Source organism: Arthrobacter sp. StoSoilB13 (assembly GCF_019977255.1).
GTDB lineage: Bacteria > Actinomycetota > Actinomycetes > Actinomycetales > Micrococcaceae > Arthrobacter.
The window spans coordinates 1843612-1864050 of the sequence record NZ_AP024647.1; the positions used below are offsets into that span (position 1 = coordinate 1843612).

Annotated in this window: 16 protein-coding genes and 2 pseudogenes; 10 read left to right on the plus strand and 8 right to left on the minus strand. The window is 62.9% G+C overall.

Annotated elements, in window-relative coordinates; translation table 11 throughout:
- Nucleotides 1-98: 98 nt before the first annotated feature.
- The 3 genes and pseudogenes from menD to LDP01_RS08670 form a co-directional block, all read right to left on the minus strand.
- The gene (gene menD, locus LDP01_RS08660) at nt 99-1811 is read right to left on the minus strand and encodes a 2-succinyl-5-enolpyruvyl-6-hydroxy-3-cyclohexene-1-carboxylic-acid synthase (protein ID WP_224088494.1); all 1713 of its coding nucleotides are present in this window, start codon (nt 1809-1811) and stop codon (nt 99-101) included.
- Between the two features lie 541 nt (nt 1812-2352).
- On the minus strand, nt 2353-4443 hold the full coding sequence (locus LDP01_RS08665) for a PhoX family protein (RefSeq protein ID WP_224088496.1): 2091 nt from the start codon (nt 4441-4443) through the stop codon (nt 2353-2355).
- Between the two features lie 75 nt (nt 4444-4518).
- A pseudogene (locus LDP01_RS08670) lies at nt 4519-5548 on the minus strand (o-succinylbenzoate synthase).
- Between the two features lie 94 nt (nt 5549-5642).
- Between LDP01_RS08670 and LDP01_RS08675 the strand changes: the two are divergent.
- Entirely contained in the window at nt 5643-6020 is a 378-nt protein-coding gene (locus tag LDP01_RS08675) for a VOC family protein (RefSeq protein ID WP_224088498.1), read from the plus strand.
- A gap of 18 nt (nt 6021-6038) precedes the next feature.
- On the opposite strand, the gene LDP01_RS08680 is transcribed toward LDP01_RS08675, so the two are convergent.
- Nucleotides 6039-6644 carry a hypothetical protein gene (locus LDP01_RS08680; protein WP_224088499.1) on the minus strand — a complete coding sequence of 202 codons (606 nt, stop codon included), beginning with the start codon at nt 6642-6644 and terminating at the stop codon, nt 6039-6041.
- A 102-nt stretch (nt 6645-6746) separates the two neighbouring features.
- Between LDP01_RS08680 and LDP01_RS08685 the strand changes: the two genes are divergently transcribed.
- Entirely contained in the window at nt 6747-7367 is a 621-nt protein-coding gene (locus LDP01_RS08685) for a DUF2510 domain-containing protein (protein ID WP_224088501.1), read from the plus strand.
- Nucleotides 7368-7435: 68 nt separating this feature from the next.
- A complete protein-coding gene (locus LDP01_RS08690) occupies nt 7436-8497 on the plus strand; it encodes a LacI family DNA-binding transcriptional regulator (RefSeq protein ID WP_224088503.1) in 1062 nt (353 codons plus the stop codon).
- Between the two features lie 151 nt (nt 8498-8648).
- On the opposite strand, the pseudogene LDP01_RS08695 reads toward LDP01_RS08690, so the two are convergent.
- From LDP01_RS08695 to LDP01_RS08710, 4 genes and pseudogenes are all read right to left on the minus strand, one after another.
- A pseudogene (locus LDP01_RS08695) lies at nt 8649-10065 on the minus strand (glycoside hydrolase family 32 protein).
- A gap of 23 nt (nt 10066-10088) precedes the next feature.
- Complete coding sequence (locus LDP01_RS08700) at nt 10089-10961, minus strand: carbohydrate ABC transporter permease (protein WP_224088505.1); 873 nt, start codon at nt 10959-10961, stop codon at nt 10089-10091.
- Between the two features lie 8 nt (nt 10962-10969).
- On the minus strand, nt 10970-11935 hold the full coding sequence (locus LDP01_RS08705) for a carbohydrate ABC transporter permease (RefSeq protein WP_224088507.1): 966 nt from the start codon (nt 11933-11935) through the stop codon (nt 10970-10972).
- The gene (locus LDP01_RS08710) at nt 11932-13350 is read right to left on the minus strand and encodes an extracellular solute-binding protein (protein WP_224088509.1); all 1419 of its coding nucleotides are present in this window, start codon (nt 13348-13350) and stop codon (nt 11932-11934) included. Before LDP01_RS08710 ends, LDP01_RS08705 begins: the two co-directional genes overlap by 4 nt.
- A gap of 187 nt (nt 13351-13537) precedes the next feature.
- Between LDP01_RS08710 and LDP01_RS08715 the strand changes: the two genes are divergently transcribed.
- From LDP01_RS08715 to LDP01_RS08745, 7 genes are all read left to right on the plus strand, one after another.
- On the plus strand, nt 13538-16306 hold the full coding sequence (locus tag LDP01_RS08715; RefSeq protein WP_224088511.1) for an AMP-binding protein: 2769 nt from the start codon (nt 13538-13540) through the stop codon (nt 16304-16306).
- Nucleotides 16307-16602: 296 nt separating this feature from the next.
- Nucleotides 16603-17514 carry a phosphatase PAP2 family protein gene (locus LDP01_RS08720; protein WP_224088512.1) on the plus strand — a complete coding sequence of 304 codons (912 nt, stop codon included), beginning with the start codon at nt 16603-16605 and terminating at the stop codon, nt 17512-17514.
- A gap of 45 nt (nt 17515-17559) precedes the next feature.
- On the plus strand, nt 17560-17733 hold the full coding sequence (locus LDP01_RS23690) for a hypothetical protein (protein WP_346658873.1): 174 nt from the start codon (nt 17560-17562) through the stop codon (nt 17731-17733).
- A 276-nt stretch (nt 17734-18009) separates the two neighbouring features.
- Nucleotides 18010-18540, plus strand: coding sequence for an alternate-type signal peptide domain-containing protein (locus LDP01_RS08730; protein ID WP_224088513.1), 531 nt, complete (start codon nt 18010-18012; stop codon nt 18538-18540).
- Between the two features lie 33 nt (nt 18541-18573).
- Nucleotides 18574-19197 (plus strand): hypothetical protein, encoded by a 624-nt coding sequence (locus LDP01_RS08735; protein ID WP_224088514.1) that lies wholly within the window; start codon nt 18574-18576, stop codon nt 19195-19197.
- A gap of 31 nt (nt 19198-19228) precedes the next feature.
- On the plus strand, nt 19229-19879 hold the full coding sequence (locus tag LDP01_RS08740) for a signal peptidase I (protein WP_346658874.1): 651 nt from the start codon (nt 19229-19231) through the stop codon (nt 19877-19879).
- Complete coding sequence (locus LDP01_RS08745) at nt 19876-20403, plus strand: hypothetical protein (RefSeq protein WP_224088515.1); 528 nt, start codon at nt 19876-19878, stop codon at nt 20401-20403. Before LDP01_RS08740 ends, LDP01_RS08745 begins: the two co-directional genes overlap by 4 nt.
- Nucleotides 20404-20439: the final 36 nt, after the last annotated feature.

Consider the following 20439-nt stretch of genomic DNA (forward strand, 5'->3'; position numbering starts at 1 on the left):
TCCGTATCCGTCGTCGCCAAGGAATACCGCCGGCAAGGGTGGCAGCCAGGTGCTGAAGCGTCCCAACCGAAGCTCCGCGAAATGCGGACGTGATCCCGCTAGCCCGCGGTCAACACCTTGCCCACGGCACCGGAGACTGCTTCCTTGATGCGGGCATGAAGTGCCCGTAGGCCTGCCCGGTCCACGCGCACCTCCACAATGGTGCGTCCCTTCAGCGGCGACTTGAGTGCCTCCGCAAGTTCCGCCGTCGTACTTATCGTCTGGTGTCCGACGCCGTATGCGGCCGCGAGTGCCGCGATGTCCACTGAGTGTGGCGTGCTGAAGAGGCGTTCGACGGCGGTGCCGTAGGCCCCCGAGTCCTCCACCGCGCCGTGCTCGAGGAGGCTGAAGATGGCGCCGCCGGAGTCGTTAAGGACCACGATCCGAAGATCGGGGATGGGCTCGCCCTGGCCCAAGAGTAGTCCGCCGGCGTCGTGGAGGAACGTGACGTCGCCAAGGAGAAGCGTGGTTTCTCGGCCGCTTCCGAGGGCAATTCCCGTAGCGGTGGCGATGGTGCCGTCAATGCCGGCGAGGCCGCGGTTGGCGTAGACAGTGGCGATGGGGTCGGGGTGCGGTTGGCCTGCGAGGTCGACGTCGCGTATGCCGTTGGAGGAGCCGAGAACCAATTTCCCGCGCGAGTGCTCCCAGACGGCGGCTCCGACGGAAGGACCATTGGCAGTCGACTCCCCAGCCAATATTCCATCCAAGGCATGTTGGGCGGCCGCCCCCGCCAGGAGCCAGGAATCCAGCCACTCTGCAGAGCCCCGGCCGGCGAACGCGGCCAACTCAGGGAGGGTTTCAATGGGTGCTTCGCGGCGTCGGCCAGCCTCGTACCAAGCCACGGGAACCGGCTGGTAAATGGCGGATTCGATACCGGGACGCGCCAAGAGCGCGGCCACTGGCCTGGAAAGGGTGGCCCGGCCGAACAGGACCACGCGCTCGATCGGTGTAGCCGACCCCGGACCAAAATGCTCCAGCAACACCCGGTACGGGCCCACGGCATTCGGACCGAATCGAGCGTTGGACGAAGGTTCGGCAAGGAGGGGAAGGCCGTGTGCGCGTGCGAAGGCCTCGGCCACCGGACCGGCGTCGTGGCCTGCGAGAACCACGGTGCGTCGCTCGGCCAGCTCGCTCGAAGCCGCCGGAAGATCCAACGCCTGGGGGCCGGCGTCGTAATGGAAAACGCTGTGGCCAGCGGCCGTGGGAAGGGCATCGCCCGCGCCTGGAACCAACGGGTCGCGGAACGCGAGGTTCACTTGCACGGGTCCCGGCGGCGTGTCCTCGAGGGCGCCCGTGGCAGCATACAGCGCTGTAGCGACTGCCTTCTGCGGGCTGTCTCCAGCGGCGACGTCGACGGCGAAGCGGACGTGATCGCCGAACAGGTCCAGTTGGATTGTGGTCTGGTTCGCCCCGGTTCCGTGAAGCTCCTCCGGTCTGTCCGCCGAGACGACCACCAGCGGCACGGCCGCGTGGTTGGCCTCCATCACGGCGGGCAGCAGATTCCCGACGGCGGTACCCGAGGTTGTCAGGACAGCGGCGGGCGCTTCGGTTGCGAGGGCGAGTCCAAGCGCTGTGAATCCGGCATCCCGTTCGTCGATCCGGACATGCAGGAGAACTTTGCCCGCCGCTTCTGCCTCCGCAAGGGCGTAGGCCATGGGTGCAGAACGCGAACCCGGCGCCACCACCACGTGCCGCACACCGCCGTCGAGCAGTGCCGTCACGGCGATTCTGGCGGCGGCGATGGATGTCAGAGAGTCCTGGGAAGTCACCATTCCAGTCTATTGGCGCGGGCGGGACCCCAATTGCTCGCTCACATCCACCCGGCTCCCACCCGATGCGCTCTCACATCCACCCGGCTCCCACCCGATGCGCTCTCACATCCACCCGCCTCCCACCCGATGTTCTCTCACATCCACCCGGCTCCCACCCGATGCGCTCTCACATCCACCCGCCTCCCACCCGATGCGCTCTCACATCCACCCGCCTCCCACCCGATGCGCTCTCACATCCACCCGCCTCCCACCCGATGCGCTCTCACATCCAACCGGCGTCCACCCGATGCGCTCTCACATCCAACCGGCTCCCACCCGATGTTCTTTCACACTCTGTGCCATGAAAAGGATCGCCCAGCACCCCGCGGGAAGTGAGAGAACAATCGTCAAAACGACGCAGGAAGTGAGAGAACAACCGTCAAAACGACGCAGGAAGTGATAGAACAACCGTCAAAACGACGCAGGAAGTGAGAGAGCATCGGTGACGCGGAGCGCTCCCCTGCTTGGAGATCCCAGGCAGAGGAGCGTTCCGGGGTTAGTGCTACTTGCGGAACACCTGGACGATCGACGGCCGCGGAGCCCGAACCGCACCGGCGGCGGGCGTGGCTCCAGCGTCTACGTAGTCCGGGAAGAACGAGTGCTGGTCAGCGAACGTGCCTTCCTCGCCCGGGTGCTGAACGGCGACGAAAACGGTTCGCTCTTCATCGTGGATGATGGGACCACAGGTTTCGGCATCGCGCGGGACGGCCAGGAACTGCTCCACCTTTCCGCGTTCGGACCCTTCGAGGGTGACCTTGAACAGCCCATCTGCGTAGCCAATAGTGGACGGTGCACCATCGGTGGAGATCCAGAGATTGCCCACGGAGTCGAAGGCCACGTTGTCCGGGCAGGAGATCGGGGATACCTTGTCCGCCGGGAATCCGGAGAAGTACGTGGACGTGTTCTTGGCGGGGTCACCGGCCACCAACAGCAGGGTCCAGTTGAACTTGGTGCCCGTCTGGTCCGGGCCTTCGGTGATTTCCACGATGTGGCCGTCACGGTTCAGCGCACGGGGGTTGACCTCGGTGGCGCCTTCCTTGCCGGCCTTGCCGCGGTCCGAGTTGTTGGTGCAGGCCACGTACACCTTGCCGGTGAGCAGGTTGGGCTGGACGTCTTCACAGCGGTCCATCTTGGTGGGGCCAACCTTGTCAGCGGCAAGACGCGTGTAGACCAGGACTTCAGCAACGGACATGCCGGGAACTGCCGAGACGCCACCCACCACCAGCGGCAACCACTCGCCGGTGCCGTCAAAGGCGCCGTCGGAAGGAACCTTGCCCGTGCCATCAATTTCTGCAGCCGGGGAGTCTCCCGTGAAACGGGCAACGTAGAGGTCACCTTCGGAGAGGAGGCCCATGTTGTTCTTGCGGGCTTCCGCTGAGTCGCCAGGCTGGTATTTGCCCTTGGACACGAACTTGTAGAGGTAATCAAAGCGTTCGTCGTCACCCATGTACGCCACAACCTGGCCAGAGGGAGCGACAATCACGTTGGCGCCCTCATGCTTGAAGCGGCCCATGGCGGAGTGCTTCTTCGGAGTCGAGGTGGGGTCGAAGGGGTCAACTTCGACGATCCAGCCGAAGCGGTTGGTCTCGTTGGCATAGCCGGCATTGCGCGTGTCGAAGCGCGGCTCGTCGAGTTCCCACTGACGCGTGGTCGGCTTCGCAGATATGCCGTAGCGCTTGTCGCCGTCACTCGTGCCGGGTGCGGCGAAGTAGCCGTTGAAGTTCTCCTCGCCGGAAAGGATAGTTCCCCATGGAGTGGTTCCGCCCGAGCAGTTGCCCAAGGTTCCCTTGATCCAGCGGCCTTCCGGGTCATCGATTGTCTTGACCAGGTTGGTTCCTGCAGCAGCGCCAGTCAGTTCGTAGACGGTGTCCGTGAGGAAGCGGCGGTTCAGGGGTGCTCCCTGAACGTAGTTCCACGGCTTGTTCTTGTTCTTCCGCTCCAACTCCACCACCGTCAGGCCGTGACCGGCCCGGCCAATTGCACGGGCTTCGGCGGCGTCAAAACCTGCCGGCAGCATGATGTTCTCATTGGTGTATTCGTGGTTCGTGAACAATACGGCTCGACGATCCTTGGACCCGGGAACCGGGATGATGTCCGTGTAGTCGTTGTTGTAGCCGAATTGGCGGGCCTGGGCGGCAGCGGTCTGCGCGTTGAGGTTGAAGGCCGGCGAGTCGGCGAAAAGGGGGTCACCCCAACGGATGATCGGCTTCCAGTCGAACCCCTCTGGAACCGTGACGGCGTCGACGGCGGCGTCAACCGGCTTGATTGCCGTGAACTGAAGCTTGGACTTTTCGAAACCCTTCTTGGCTGCGTCCGACAAACCGTTACCAGCATCGGCGACCGCAGGTTCGGCACCAGTCACCGCACTACCAAGAACGACGGCGAGCGCACCGGCGGCGCCAAGCCCCAGGGCGGCGCGGCGGGTCATCGCCGTGGAGGCGATGTCGCGGAAGTAGCCGTTGGAGCTGGTGTTGCAAACATCGCCGGCGCAGGCATTGTCGCACTTGAGAGCGCAGGTGACGGCACTGCGTTTGCCTTTGGTGTGGCCGAACATTGGCAGCAGCGGGAACGTGCGTCCGGTGGTATCAGACATGGGGGACCTTCCAGAGAATGTACGAGGTTCCCGCTGAGCCTTTCAGCGCAATCCGAATCCGAGAGGACTCTCTGGTTAAGTTTCGGTGAACAGGTCTTCTTGGGAGGAAGCGAGTGTCGAGTGTACGCGCCGCAGCCTCTCCAACCACCAGTCGCGACGTTCCCCCGGAGCCGCGTATTGCTCAAGCAGCCCGGGATCGGCGATGGCCTCGCGAAGGCGGATGGCGCCGTCGTCGGGGACCAAGGGATCCAGGGTGATGTCCGACGCAAAGAGCGAAACGGTGCCGAGCCCGCAGGCGTATGGCAGCGAAGGCAGCGCGGCGGCGAGCGCCAGACCGGCGCGGATCCCAATGGAGGTATCGAGGGCGGAACTGACGACGGCGGGAAGGCCGGCTTGGGCGACAATGTCCAGGGCACGTGCCACTCCCCCGAGCGGCGCGACTTTGACGACGATAAGGTCCGCAGCCCCCGCCCTCGCGACGCGGAGGGGGTCGGCCCTCCTTCCGGACGCTCTCATCGGCGGCTATCAGGACGGGCGCTCCCGCGGCGGCAAGGCGACGGCGCACGTCAGCCAAGCCCTCAATGTCCGGCACCGGTTGCTCTGCATATTCAAGTCCGACAACTGAGAGTTTGCCCAATGCCTCTACAGCCTGGTCAACATCCCAGCCCCCGTTCGCATCTACGCGGATGGCGGCGTCGGGAAGGGCGTCGCGCACGGCGGTGACCCTTGCGAGGTCGTCGGCAAGGGATTGACCACGCTCGGCAACCTTGATCTTGACGGCATCCACCCGGCCGAAACGAGCAAGTACTTCCGGCACGCGTTCGGCGGGAACTGCGGGAACGGTGGCGTTCACGGGGATGCTGTCCCTGAGCGGTGGAGGGAAACCAGTCCAGCCCGCTTCCAGGGCGGCAGCGAGCCAGCGCGAGGATTCGTCGTCGTCGTATTCCGGGAAGGGGCAGAATTCGCCCCACCCGAGCGGCCCTTTCAAGAGGAGTGTTTCCCGCTCCATAATTCCGCGGAACTTCACGCGCATGGGCAGTGAAACAACGTGGGCGTTGTCGAGGAGTTCTTCGAGCGGCGGCAAATCGGGAAGGCGAGCAGGCATATTGCCACTGTACCGGCGGCTCCTGGCGCCAGAGGCTGGCCAATTAGGCTATGTGGATAACTCGTCCATTCCAACAATCCGTACACTGGGTTCCATGTCATGCCGTATCAGCGAACTGGTCCTCCACTGTGCCGATCCCGAAGTGCTGGCGCGGTTTTGGAGCGACGTCCTCGGTTACGTCGAACTCGACCGGGAAGATGGCGCGATCGAGATCGGCCCTCCGGACGTCGGGTTCGGCGGCCTGCAGCCCACCATCATCCTGAGTCCCAGCAGCGACCCGCGGACTGGAAGACTTCCCCTGCACATTGACGTCAATCCCGTCGACAGGGACCAGGACGCCGAGCTGGAACGTTTGCTCGCCCTCGGAGCCCGCCCTGCTGACGTCGGGCAGACCGGAAACGAGCAATGGCATGTCCTGGCGGACCCTGAGGGCAATGAGTTCTGCCTCCTGCGTAAGCGGCTGGAGCCCTGATCAGATAGCCGGACCACGTTAGTCGGACCAGTACCTGCGGACCTTCCCGAGTCCCTGACCCAACTGCTCACCGGACAAGGTAAGGGAACTTTCGGGCATTCCGATCGCATCCCACCGAGCAACTACCCGCGTGTCTCCGAGGGGCAGGGGCCACAGCCAGTAGTGGGCCGTTGACTGAACGATTTCATCATTGCCGCTCCCCCCGCCGCCGCCGAGCGTAGTCAGCACTGGACCCGTGACGTCGTCAGCCCCTTCGTGCATCGACGGCCCGGGACCGGCTGCAACCGCCTTGCGCCCATCGGGGAAAGCGACCCCGAGCTGCAGTCCTGACCTGGTATCAAGACTTGAACGGGGACGGTTGAAGGACTGGTCCATGACGTCACGCCACTCCCGGTCCGACTCGTCGCCTCGGCGAACCGACCAGACGAGGTCCAAAGTACATCCCGTGGAATACACCTCAACCAGCTTCAGGGCCATCACCATCTGTCGGCTGTTGTAAACGAACTCGCCGATGTGCATCACGCCAGGCAGCTCGTCCGACGGCGGACCGGACCAACCGGGGCGGAGTGGCTGGGGTTGGCGCGGACGTTGGGGTGGCTCTGGAAGATCGTCGAAGAACGTCATGCTCCATCCTTACACCGCCACGAAAGCTAAAGGGAGGGTTCCATCCGAACGGAGGAAGGGAACCGCGCTATCCTCTGATTCACGACTCATTTCAGGGGAAATATGACGCACGCACCCAACGGTTCCACGACGCCCGCCGGTTGGTACCCGGATCCTTCCTTTCCGCAGCAGATGCGCTGGTGGGACGGGGTCCAGTGGACACCTCATCTTGCCCCTGCCACCGCGCAGTTCATGCCGCTCCAGCGCGTCCTGATCAGCAACCAGACCCCTGTGCTCAACCCCTTCATTTGGGCCGTGGTGCTGCTGCCGCTGGTGCCGCTCCTGCTGATGCTCACCTGGCAGCCGGAATTCCGATACATAACTACCCGGCAGGGCATGACCACTCTGGATCCCATGTCGATCTACACGCCCGGCTATTTCCTGCTCCAAGCGTCAGGGTTCATCGTTTATGGCGTATCTGTCCTGATGGCCTTCTTGGACTATCGGCGGCTGGCCCGTTCCGGCGTCGTCCGTCCCTTCCACTGGGCATGGTGCTTTCTGAGCCCCGCTGTGTACATCATTGGCCGCACGGTGATTGTCCGGAAGGTCGCCCCTGGCCGTGGGATGGGGCCGGTGTGGGCTCTCATTGGCACATTCGTACTGTCCTTGATCGTGGCAGGCATCTGGATGTCGACGATGATGCAGTCGCTGTATAGCCAGATCGGTTATTCGATAAACGCCTAATGTCCTGGGCGCCGTCCTCACACGCGTTAGGTAGACTGCTGACAAATGAAGGATGGAAGGACCTCCCAATGAACCGCAAGGCCACTGCACTGGACGTCGCCAAAAGGGCGGGGGTCTCCAGGAGCGCGGTCTCGCTGGTGCTCAATGGCCGCGGCGACGGCAACGTGGCCAAGGAGAGCCAGAACCGGATCCGTTTGGCCGCCCAGGAACTCAACTATTCCCCCAACGCGATCGCGCTCAGCCTGCGGAACCAGCGCTCCCGGGTGATCGGCATCGTGTCTGACGAAGTTGTGGTCAGCCCCTTCGACGGCAACATCATCGGCGGCGCGGACGACGTCGCCCGTAGCCGCGGCTTCGTCACCGTCGTCATGGACACCGAGCGCGACGCCGCCCGGGATGCGAGCGCTATCGAAACCCTCCTGGACCGCCAGGTGGACGGGCTCATGTACGTGACCGTGGGCTTGAAGCCGCTGGACGTCCCCCACGGCATGCTGCGGGTCCCGTCAGTTCTGGCCAATTGCTACGACAGCAACTCCAAACCTCAACTTCACCACGTGATCCCGGACGAAATCACCGGCGGCAGGGAAGCTACCGAACACCTGCTGCAGTTCGGCCATCGGGACATCGCCTTGCTCGCCGGCGCTGAGGACTCCCCCGCCGCTCCGCTGCGGGTTGAGGGCTATCGGGACGCGTATGCCGCTGCTGGCCTGTCGGTCCGCGCGGACCGGATCACCATGGCGGGTTGGGACATCGACGCCGGTTTCCACGGCGCCATGAAACTGCTCGACGGCGTGTCCCCGGCTGAGCGGCCAACGGCCATCATGTGCGCGAATGACCGCCTGGCAATCGGCGTTGCCTTGGCCGCCGCCCGTTTGGGCCTCAATATCCCCACGGATCTCTCGGTGATGGGTTACGACGACGAAGCACGCATCGCCGACACCATGGTCCCCGCACTCACCACCATGGCCCTGCCGCTGCGTGAGATCGGGCGCGCAGCCATGACGACGCTTCTGGATACCATCGAAGGCCTATCCGCTGGCACAGACGACGCAGCCGAGACGGGCGTGGAAACGATGGTCCCGTGCCGCCTTGTTATCCGGGAATCAACAGGCCCCGCGCCAACTCGCTGAGCACGGGGCCTGAACTGCAGGGCAACGCCGTTGCGGGCCCGCTATCCCGTTGCTGGGCAGCAACGGAACAGCGGGCTTCCGACGTCCTAGCCCCAAAACACCAACAAGCCACGCAAAGCAGGCCCCACAACTCACGACGTCGGCCTGCCGCCTACTCGGGGAGCGTCAACTCCCATACGTCGGCGGTTGCGTCGCCGGGCAAGGTGAGCTGCCATTCCTCCCCAGGAGCCGGGTAGGCGCGGAGCGTCGTGGCAACCGAGCCGGACCGGTAGACCTCCACCAAGGAGGCATCGATGAAGATCCGAAGCTCCTCCCCTGGAGCCAACGAACCCGAGCAGACCACTTGCCTGTCTGCGGAGTCGCCCTCTGAACCCGAAACAAGCACGAGCTCCACATCCCCGGAAGTCACGGCACCAGAGGACACACCCGTACCCGTCACGAGCACCTCGGCAAACGCGGGAACCACCACGGAGCCCACAGCATCCGTAGCTACAGCAGCGCCACGATACGCCACCACTTCCGGCGCCGGGGAAACAGCCAGTGCCCCATCAACCACGGACAGGAGGCGAGGATGCGTCAGCACACCCGACCATCCGGCGTCGTCGATTTCTTCCTGGGTGCGGCCACGGCGACCGTCGCGTCCGGGACCCTCGTTGGCCCACCCCCACAACAAAGCGGCAGGCGAAGAACCGTAAGAGAGCTGGACGATCTGCGGTGCATAAAAGTCTCGCCCAAGATCGGACTTCCCACCGGAAGAAGGCACGAACACCGGCAGCCCGGAGACGGGGTCCACGGAAAGGGAACCGATCAGGTGCCCAACCCCGTTGGCGTGCTCGTGGTCGTCGCCGGACAGCCAGAGCGAGAACATCATCACCCAGGCTGAGCCGCCCGAAGAGTCCGGCACTTGCACCAGTTGCGGGCATTCCCAAATCTCGGCCGGCGTATGGACCGCAGCAACAGGATCAGCAGAGGTCAGCCAAATCCCTTGGTACTTCCAGTCGTCAAGGGACTCCACTGTGTACAGCAGCAATGCGGCGCGCCCATCAGACAGGGCCCGCTCCCTGGATGGCGTAGCGAGCACCGTTGAAGTGGAAGATGAAGGGATCGCGGACGGCGGTGACCAGAGGATCAGACGGCATGGACGCGGCGACGTGGCCGGTCTGCTCCCATGTCACCAGGTCTGCGGAACCGCGGGCAATGACTACTTGCGAATGTCCTCCATGATCGCGAACGCCCGAGTAGGCCGCGGTCGGAATGCCACCATCTGAGGTCACCACGCCTGTCCAGCAGCCAGCGGAATCGGGACCGTCCGGCTGCGGAGACAGCGCGACCGGGTGCTCTTCCCAATGGACTAGATCCGAAGAACTTACGTGTCCCCACTGGATCTGGGAGTGTCGGGCCGATTCCGGGTTGTACTGGAAGAAGACGTGGTAACGGCCGTTGATGTTGCTGATGCCGTTGGGATCGTTGATCCAGCCTTGGGCCGGCCGCGGGTGGAAGCGAGGGAAGGCCGGATCCGGGTGCGTCGAAGCAGACAACAGGGAATCAAAAAGTGCAAGGTCCGTCACTGGAACCCTTTCAATCAGAGAGGTTACTTGCCCGTTCCAGCGGTGAGTCCGTCCTGCAGTGCGCGCTGGCCGAACATGAACACCACCAGCGCGGGAATCATGGAGAGGACAACGCCCGCCAACACTACGGAGATGCTTCCGGTGCCGAGGTTGCCTTGGAGTGAGACCAGGCCCAGGGGCAGCGTGAAGTTCTGCTCGGAGATGGTCATGATGAGTGGCCTGAAGAATTCGTTCCAGTGGAAGTTGAACGCCAGGATGCCCACGATCGCCAGGCCAGGCATTGCCAGTGGCGCATACACGGAGCGGAAGGTCCGCCATGGTGAGGCGCCATCAATAGCGGCGGCCTCAGCGAGCTCACCCGGCAATCCCAGGAAGTACTGGCGCATGAGGAAGGTGCCGAACGCCGTCGGGATGGCCGGAATGATCAAGGCGAGCAGCGTATCCGAGAGCCCGACGCCGCGGATCAGCATGAACACGGGCACGATCGTCACCTGCGCGGGCACCATCATGGTGGCCAGCACTATCGAGAACAACGCGCCCCGTCCCCTAAAACGAAGGTGTGCGAAGGCGTATCCAGCAAGGGCTGCGGTGACCATCTGCCCGACGGCGATCAGTCCGGTCACCAGTGCACTGTTCAGGACCAGTTGCACAATATTGAGCTGCTTGAACACCTGCTGGTAGGACGCGGGATCCGGGTTCAGGGGCAGGAATGCCGGCGGCAATTTGAAGGATTCCGACGGCGGCCGCAGCGAGGTGGATAGCGTCCAGAGGACGGGGCCCAGGACAAAGACGGCCGCGATCAGCAAGGCGGCGACGCGCCCCACGACTGACCAGTCGCGCTTCTTGCGCGTAACCACAGGCGCCGTGGTTTCAACACGTTCTGAAATGAGGGTCATGGCGGGCCTTACTGGTAGAAGACGAATCGTTTGCTGAGCCGGAACTGTGCGGCTGTGATGGCCATGATGATGAGCGTCAGGATCACGCCAATCGCCGAGGCCTGGCCGAATTCGAGGCGTTGGAACGCGGACTCGAAGATCACCATGACGGCGGTGCGCGTTGAGTCGCCGGGCCCGCCGCGTGTGAGCACGTAAGGCTGATCGAATACTTGCAGCGCGTTGATGATGGCCATCACCGAGGCAACCAAGGTTGTGGGGCTCAGCAGGGGCAGCGTCACGTAGAAGTGCTTGCGCCAGCCGGTGGCGCCGTCGATCGAGGCGGCCTCGTACGTCTCCACCGGAATCGAAGCCAGCCCGCCAACAAACAGCAGGAACGAGAAGCCAAAGTTCTGCCACACGTACACAAGAATTACGACGGCGGCTGAACCACCTGGCGTCGTCAGCCACGGTACCGCTGGGACGCCTACGAGCGAGAGCAGCCAGTTCACGACGCCAAATTGTTCGTTGAAGAGGTAGCGCATGAAGATGGACACCGAAGCTGCGGACAGGATCAGTGGGAAGAAGAAGGCGGAGCGGAAGAACACCCTCAGCCAGGCGGGGAGTTTCTCCTGCACCATGATCGCCAGGCCCAGGGCGAGTCCCAGCTGGAGGGCCACGGCCACGATGACGAACACGATGGTATTCAGGAACGAGACGCGGACGGTCGGGTCCTGGACTACCTCGGCGAAGTTATCGAAGCCCACGAACGTCGGCGCGGAGATGATGTCCCAGCGGAAGAAGGCGAGCGCAACTGAAGCGACGATCGGCAGGAGGGTGAAGATGCCCATGCCCACGATCGTCGGGGCAAGGAAGGCCCATGGCAGCCAGCGTTGTTGGACGCGGCCACGCTTGGAGGGCTGGCCGTGTTTGTGGGAGGCCTGACGTCCGCCCGGCTGCTTACCGGTCCCGGTGGGAGTGCTGGTGGCGGTGCTCATGGCTGCCTCCTCAGGGCCAGTTCAAGATCGCGCTGCATTGATTCGAGGGCCTGCTTGAGTTGGCGCTCGTCCCCGCTGACAGCCAGGGATACGTTTTTCATGAGGGCCGTTTCGACGGCGGCCTGCTGGGGTGGTGCCGGAATGGGACCTGTGGTGGGGAACTTGTCCAGGGTCTCGTAGAAGACCTTCCAGTTCCGCGGGCCGGTGCCGGCATAGAGCTGTTCGTTGACCATGGATCGGCGGGCGGGAGTGGTGTTCGGTGTGGGGAACACGATCCTCATGGCCTCAAGGCTGGAGCTGAACTTCACCCATTCCCAGGCGGCGTCCTTGTCCTTGGCGGTCTTCATGATCGCGTAGCCGGCTGTGCCGAACTGGTGCCGCTGGGTCCGCCATTTCGGGAAGAACTGGACGTCGAATCCATCCTCTGTCATACCCGCTTCGTGGAGCCCTTGTACCCAATAGCCGCCCGCCGGCGTCGTACCTATCCTGTTGGAGGCGAAGAGACCGATCAGTGCGCTGCCGCCGCCTTCCTCGGGCCGCACACCCAGTCCGTCCTTGACCAGGCCGCGGAGGTAATCGAAGGATTCAAAGACGCGGGGGTCGTCCGCGTTGGGTTCGAGCCACTGGTAACCGCCGGAGCGGAGGCTGCGCGAGGGGTCTTTGGCGTAGAAACCATCCCAGAGCCATTCGCCGCCGGTGGATTTGGTTTCCTTGAGGAAGCTGGTGTCATTTGCGTAGAGCCATGGCACCACTCCACCGAAGAGACGGTTGGTCCAGTAGTACGGCGTGAAGTCCTGGGGCTTGGCCTTCTTCATCGCAGCGAGGGTGCTGCGGAAGTCCATGTGCGTCCAGTCGTCGGCGGGGCGATCCAAACCGGCTTGGCGGAGTGACGCGGTGTTGTAGTACATGTTGGCGGCGTTCCAGTCGATGGGGAGCTGGAACAGGCTGCCTTTGTACATGAAGGCTTCCACCAGGCTGGGGTGGACGTCCTCGAAGTACTCCTTCATGTGCTCGGCGTCGCGGCGCAGGTACTCATCCAGCGGATGGGCGAGCTTCTCGGCAAAGAGCTGGGCGCCTTCCGTTGCCACGTACACGACGTCCGGTGGCGTGCCTGCTGCCACCATGGTGAGGATCTTGGTGAAGAAGTCCTTCCAGTCCACGGCCTGGATGGCTTGGACCTTGACCTTGATCTCGGGGTGGACCTTGGCGAAAGCGTCGATGACCTTCTGGCGGGCTGCGGCGTCTGCGGCGGTGCCCATGATGGCGATGCTGAGGCTATTGTCTCCCCGGCCTGGAATGTCCGTTCCTGTCAGTCGCGGCCACGACGCCGCTGTTGCTCCGACTATCCCAGCACCGAGGGCTGTGAGGGCGGTTCTGCGTGTGAATTGTCGCAAAGCCCCATTGGTTCCCGGCATGTAGATTTCCTTCCCTAACACGTGTTAGGAAGCCTAAACCCGCCACCTAACACGTGTCAAGCGTCACAGCAATGTTGCGGCAATCTCACGGCGGCAGTGTGCCCAGGGAGTCGCCAATCGCGTCATGATTCTTCGCCAACGCATAATCCAGTTGAGTTAGGTTAGGTTTACCTTGTTACATTGGCCCGTGACTACCCAACCGGACGTGGCTCGAATCTCGTTCGCCACCAACCTCGCGTCTTTCGGCGAGCGCACCGCCATCATCACGGGCGACAGCACCCTCAGCTACCGCGACCTTGCCGCGCGCGTAGAGGACATGGCACGCCAGCTCGGCCCTGCCCGGCGCCTGATCGCCCTTGAAGCCGACAACACCCTGCCGTCCCTGACTGTGTATCTCGCAGCCCTGGCATCGGGCCATCCGCTGCTGATCCTGCCCGCCGGCGGTGGAAAAGCAGCCGACACACTCATTGCGGCCTACGATCCGGACGTCATTGCGCGGTCCTCCAACGGGGAGCCTGTCCTGGACGTGCGCCGCCATGAGACAGCACACCAATTGCACCCGGATCTGGCACTTTTGGTGAGCACTTCAGGCTCCACAGGATCACCGAAGCTCGTTCGCCTTTCCGGGGCTTCCATCCAGGCGAACGCGGCAGCCATCGCGCAGTACCTGCACCTTCGCCCCAGCGATACTGCCGCCACAACTCTCCCCCTTTCCTACTGCTATGGGATGAGCGTGGTGAACAGCCATCTGCTGGTGGGTGCATCCCTGGCGTTGACGGACCTCTCCGTTGTGGACCCATGTTTTTGGGACTTGGTCCGTTCTGAGGGCGTCACTTCGTTCGCTGCCGTCCCCTACACTTTCGAGCTGCTGGACCGTGTTGGATTCGAGCACATGGACCTTCCGAGCCTGCGCTACATCACGCAAGCCGGAGGTCGCCTCGCTCCAGAGCGCGTCCGATCCTATGCGGAGTTGGGCCGGGAGCGCGGTTGGGACCTTTTCGTCATGTACGGGCAGACGGAAGCCACCGCACGCATGGCTTACTTGCCACCGGACCTGGCAGCGGAGCATCCGCATGCCATCGGCGTCGCGATTCCCGGAGGAGAATTCCGGCTCGAACCAGTGCCGGGGCTGGATGACTGGGAACTCGTCTACACCGGACCAAACGTCATGCTGGGATACGCCGAGAAACCCGAAGACCTTGCCCTCGGCCGGGAAATTACCGAGCTCCACACCGGCGACCTCGCCCGGCTCGGCCCTGATGAACTCTATGAGATCGTCGGCAGGCGCAGCCGCTTCGTGAAAATCGTTGGGCTCCGCGTGGACCTGGGACGTGTTGAGCGACTCCTCGCAGATCTTGGCCTGACCGCCGCTGCCGCTGGTTCGGACGACGTCGTGGTTGTAGCCGTGGAGGGACACCATGATCTGGCCTTGGTCGCCAAGAGCCTTGCGCAGGATCTGGGTGTCCCCCGCGCTGCCGTCCAACTGCACCCGGTGCCCGACATTCCACGGCTCGGCAACGGGAAGCCTGACTATCCGGCCATCCTTGCGCTGTCTGCGCAACCGGAACCCGTGTCTGTGCAACCGGAGCCCGCGCCCGGACAACCGGAACCGTCGTCCGCAGAGACGGAGCGCCACCCCGGAACGGAATCCACCCCGGGGACAGAGACTGTGCTCAAGATTTTCGCAGAGGTCCTGGAACAGCCAGACATCACCGAGAACGACAGCTTCGTTTCCCTTGGCGGAGATTCACTTTCCTACGTGGCAGCCTCGGTACGGCTTGAGCGTGCACTTGGCCGCATCCCGCAGGGGTGGCACCTAATGCCCATATGCGAGCTTGTCCCGGCCCCCGAAGCCCCAGGCCATCCAGTCCGCCCAGCCCATGAAGATGCGCGTACCACTGGCAGGAAATTTCTCCACAACTGGCGGGGGAAGCTGTCAGCACGCATGGAAACGGGGATCGTGCTGCGCGCGGTGGCCATCATTTTCATCGTGGCAACGCACATCAAGTTCTTCTCCTGGGAAGGCACGGCCCATGTGCTGATGGCGGTTGCCGGCTACAACTTTGCCCGCTTCCAGCTGACGGGATCCCGGCGCGAACGGCTCCGGAGGCAATTGCGTGCCGTCACGCGGATCGTCGTCCCCAGCGTCCTGGTTATCGGCGTCGCGTTCGCCGTCACTGACGACTACGGCTGGCACAACGTGTTCTTGTTGAACTCAATCGTTGGCCCCCAAGGGTGGACGGACATGTCCCGCTTCTGGTTCGTTGAAGTGCTGGTTCACATCCTGATCGGGTTGGCTCTCCTGCTGGCCATACCCGCGGTGGACCGCGCGGCACGCAGATGGCCATGGGCATTTCCACTCGCCTTGGCCGGCATCGACCTCCTGCAGCGCTTCGACATCATCGAGCTGCCCTACCCTGGCCAAGGGCCTGTCCTGTGGCTGTTCGCCTTCGGATGGGCTGCTGCTGTATCGCGGGAGTGGTGGCAACGCGCCGCCATGACCGCCTTCGCCCTTCTGACGATTCCAGGGTCCTTCAGCAACGAATACCGCAGCGCCACCATCCTGGTAGGTTTCCTCATCCTCCTCTGGATTCCGACCCTGCCCGTGCCGCGCGGCCTTCACCGCATCACGGCTCTACTGGCCAGCTCATCGCTGTACATCTATGTCACGCATTGGCTGGTGTATCCGCTCTTTGAAGGGACTCACCAAGGGCTGGCCCTCGCGGCATCATTGCTGGCGGGCGTGGCCTACTGGGCTGTGGCGACGCGCGCCATGGGCAGCGTTGAGCGGTGGCTTCGCAACCGGCAAAAGCGGCGCCACTTAATTTCCTCCGACCTGCGGCCGGACGACGTTTCACGGCCCGGCCTGCTGCCGGGCGACGTTTCAGTGCCAGACGACGTTTCAGTGCTGGATGCGAGGATGCCGCAGAGATCGGGTACTCGCGGACGAGTGTGAGAAGACGGGTCGTGCACCCGAGAAGACCCTCCTACGGCCCTCACGGCGCCCCTTCCGGTTTGTGGAGGCGCCATCTTCCTCGCGGGAATGCGACGGAGCCAGCAGCACCAGCGGCACAATGGTTATCCCCAGCCAGACAATCACAGCCAGCAACGCCAGCATCAAGCCTGTAGTAGGTTCCATAGATTAAGAATAGGCCGATTCGCCCTTGACCATAAGGCGCCTTATTGATATGTGCGCCACGCCAGAGGCATCCTCACATGAGCCTTCCAGCGAACTGTGGCAGTCTTGATTCAATGAGTTCCCAGCAGTCCCGCCCCATAGCGATGTCCCCTGACCGGTCAGCACAAGCTCGCAAGCCCGGCCTCGCTACAAGGCTGCTTTTCGGCCTGGGTACCCTCGCCAGCATCCTGGGGCTGGTGGTGACGTACTACTTCTTCGTACGGACCACCATGGGTCAATTCATCGACGAGTCTGCTTTGGTTGAAGCCACAGAACTGAGCGGATCCGCAGGCAGGGCGTCCACGAAATTCCTGGATATGCTGCCCATCCTGTCACTGGCGATCGCTATTATCGTGGTGCTCTTTGTGACGGTTGCGCGTCGCCGTTGGACTGCGGCTGGAATTGCCGTCGCAGCCTGCATTGCCGCCAACCTGGCGACCCAAGTATTGAAGCTCTTCATTCCGGATAGGCCCGACCGCGGCGTCCAAACACTTGAACTGAACTCACTCCCCTCCGGCCACACAACATTGGCAGCCTCTGCTGCTGCGGCGGTTTTCCTTATGGTCTCGCCCCGCTGGCGGCCCCTCGCAGGATTCCTCGGCAGCACCTTCGCCGTGGCCACCGGGGTTTCGACCCTCATCAACCAATGGCATCGGCCCTCCGACGTCGTGGCCGCCTTCCTTGTAGTGGGCGCGGTCATGCTGCCCGCTGGCTGGCTGATCCTCCGCGGTGGTAGTGACTGGAATGTTTGGAAGGGGTACGGCGAGCACTGGGCTGCATCGCGGCTATGGGTATGGTTGACCACCGTTGCCTTGCTTCTGGCAGCTATCGTGGCCGGCTACTCGCTGCTCCAAGTCATGCCGGGACTCAGCGCCGACAGCACTGTGGACTACTTCTGGGCCGGGACTGCATTCATTGTGGTCGCTGGATACCTTTCCGCCCTGGGCGGGACGTGGCTGTTCGGCCTGGCCGCCAGGAAGCGCTAAGGCGCCAGTAACAAAGGCTCGACGGCGGCAGCTTACTTTGGCTCGATGCGCCGGGGCCTGGGCGCGGATGAAGTCCCGGTCCTCTTCCGTCAGCAGGGTGCCCCCATGCCCGTCGACAGGGCTATCCTCACCCGTCTCATTGTTGAGGATGGCCGTTTGGGTGCGCGGGATGATGATGCTTCCCGGATTATCGATAAGCCATTGCTGCGTTTCCGGTGAAAGTTGATCCCAGAACTCTTTGATGTGCATAGTAATCAGCGCCGCCCCTTCGATGTTCGACTACATTCCCACACTGGCAGATTCCCTCACTGCGTCAAGCATATTTTTACGAGATTACAAACACCTTTACGGAATATTTCCGTGCTGCAACATCTCCGGTTTCAAACCCGGAAAAACTTGATCCAACCTTGAGCCACCGCCGTATGGAGCCTTGATCTGGGACCGCGAAAGTAATCGCTAGGCACAAGCCATAACAACGCGAAAGAGGGTCTCACGGTGAAAAACATAACAATGCTTAAAGGCGCGGCGGCACTTGCACTTGGTGGAACACTGCTCCTGGGTGGCGGAGGAACACTGGCTTGGTGGAATGCTTCGGATTCCGCAGCAGCAGGCACCATTGTGGCCGGCGACTTGAATGTCCAGGCGGCAACGGGCGTTTGGACCGACCGCGCAGGCAACCCTGTCAACCTCGCCACATACCTGGTGGTCCCCGGCGATCTCCTGACCTACACGCAGGATCTGGACGTCACCCTCACCGGCGACAAGATGGCAGCCAACCTCGTCGCCACGAACACCGGTGCGGGCGCAGGGTTCGATCCCGCCAACGTCACGGTCACCTCGCCCAAGCTGACCGATGCTGATGGGGACGTCATCGCCAACCCGCTCACCACCTCGCAGCACGTCACTGCCAGCATCACCTTCGAGTTCAAGTCCAGCACCTCAACCCGCACGGACGTCAACGCCAGCAGGAACCTGGGCAACGTATCGTTCACCCTGACACAGGTCCAGCAGTCCGGCCTGCAGTAGTCCTTACCCCGCAACAATTCAACAGGAGTGTCAATGGGAATCCCCAGGAGCATCAAGACGGCTGGCCTTATGGTCGCTGCCGTGCTCCTGGGGCTCATGGCCGTTCAGGGTACGTACGCACTCTGGTCTGCTACTGCCATCGCCCAGCCGGGCACGATCAAAGCATCCAGTTTTACGGTCAACCTGACAGGAACCCCTTCCGGTTCCTCGATGCCCATGACCGTCAATGACCAAGCGACCACCTTGGCACTGACCACGGCACAAGCGCCTCTTGGGGACCTGGCCCGCGGCAGCTCCGTCTATTCATCCATAGGAATCGGAAATGCCAGCGACGCCGGAGGGGTCTTTGACATTACCGTCACGGCAACCGCACCTACAGTCAGCAACGTATCCGGCGGCACCTTGGCCGGATATCTCAGTGTGAGTGCCACCAGTGCGGCGTCGAGCACCGCGTGCTCATCGGCCAGCGGCTATCAGCCTTTGACCGGGGCAGGATTTACGACGCCGGCAATCGCCAAAGGTGCCACCGCCACACTCTGCTTCAAGGTAACCCTGGACGCTGCCGCACCTTCCAGCGTTGACGGGAACTCCGTCTCAATCACTCTTCCGCTGCACGCTCGTCAGAAATGTGGGGTTCCCAATGGTTGCGCCCAGTAGCCTGAAAGATCGCAATAGCCTTGATGAGCTAGTGCTGGAAAGAACGATTGACGCCGCATTTGATGAAGCTGGCGCCGACGCGTCCATCGCCGTCGAAACCCATGGGGAACTGCAGGAAGCCGGGCAGCATCCCTCGGAAAGTTCTTCCGGCGCCCGGCTACTTGCCCGCATTGGCCGGGGACTCGGCGTCGTGCTTCTTTCGCTTGCACTCCTCGCGGTCGGGGTGCTCGTCATGCTGCCCAAGGTGACAGGCTCGCAAACGTATTCGGTGCTGACCAACTCCATGGCGCCGAAGTACGCACCGGGAACGTTCATGGTTTCGCAGGCAGCGGACTTTGACGAACTGAAGCTTGGCGACGTGATTACGTACCAGATCGAATCCGGCAAGCCGGGTGTGATTACGCACAGGATCGTTGGTTTCGGGTTCCTCCAAACAGGCGAGAAGACGCTCACCACCAAGGGCGACAACAACGACGTCGCGGATCCCCAGCCCGTGCGCGAGATCCAGGTGCGCGGTAAGTTGCTGTACGCCGTGCCGTTCGTGGGATTCGTCGCGAACGCGTTGGGCAACAGCGACCGCTCACTGTGGCTGGCCGTGGGTGCCGTGGGTTTGATCGGCTACGGTGGGTTCACCATGTTCCGGGAAGTACGGAGCGCGCGAAAGGAAAGGCAGTCTGCGTGAAGCAGGGAACTGGCCCCTCGGCCAAAGCCTGGGCCGTTGGCCTTTTCTGCCTGACTGTATTGGTGGGCATCGGCGGAACGTCCGCATTCGGGTTGTGGGAGCAGAGCTCCACCGCAACCATGACTGTTCGTGCTGCAGTTTCAACGCCAACCCCAACGCCAACCCCCACGCCTACTCCCACGCCAACGCCCACCACGCCTGTCGGATTGACGTTGACGTGCACGCAGATCTCCACGAGCACTGTCCGGATAAGCGTCGCAGGTTTGAGCTCTCCCACGGCGATGACGGTCGGCGGCAAGATGAGCACCAGCAGCGCCTACGTTTCCATCCCGGTGCTGCCTCCGTCAGCAACTTTGGATTTGACGCCCAGCAGTCCCATCTTCCTCACCGGCGTCCTCGATGGCCGCAACCCTGAAGTTGACGTTCAAGTGACGGCTTGGCAAAACACCGGGATCACGGCCACGGGCGAGCTGCGTCGTTTGAAGCTCTCCGGCAACGGAAAATTTGTGACCTGTCCGGTGTAGTCCGGGTGGACCCCGGACCATCGACAGCCATGCGCT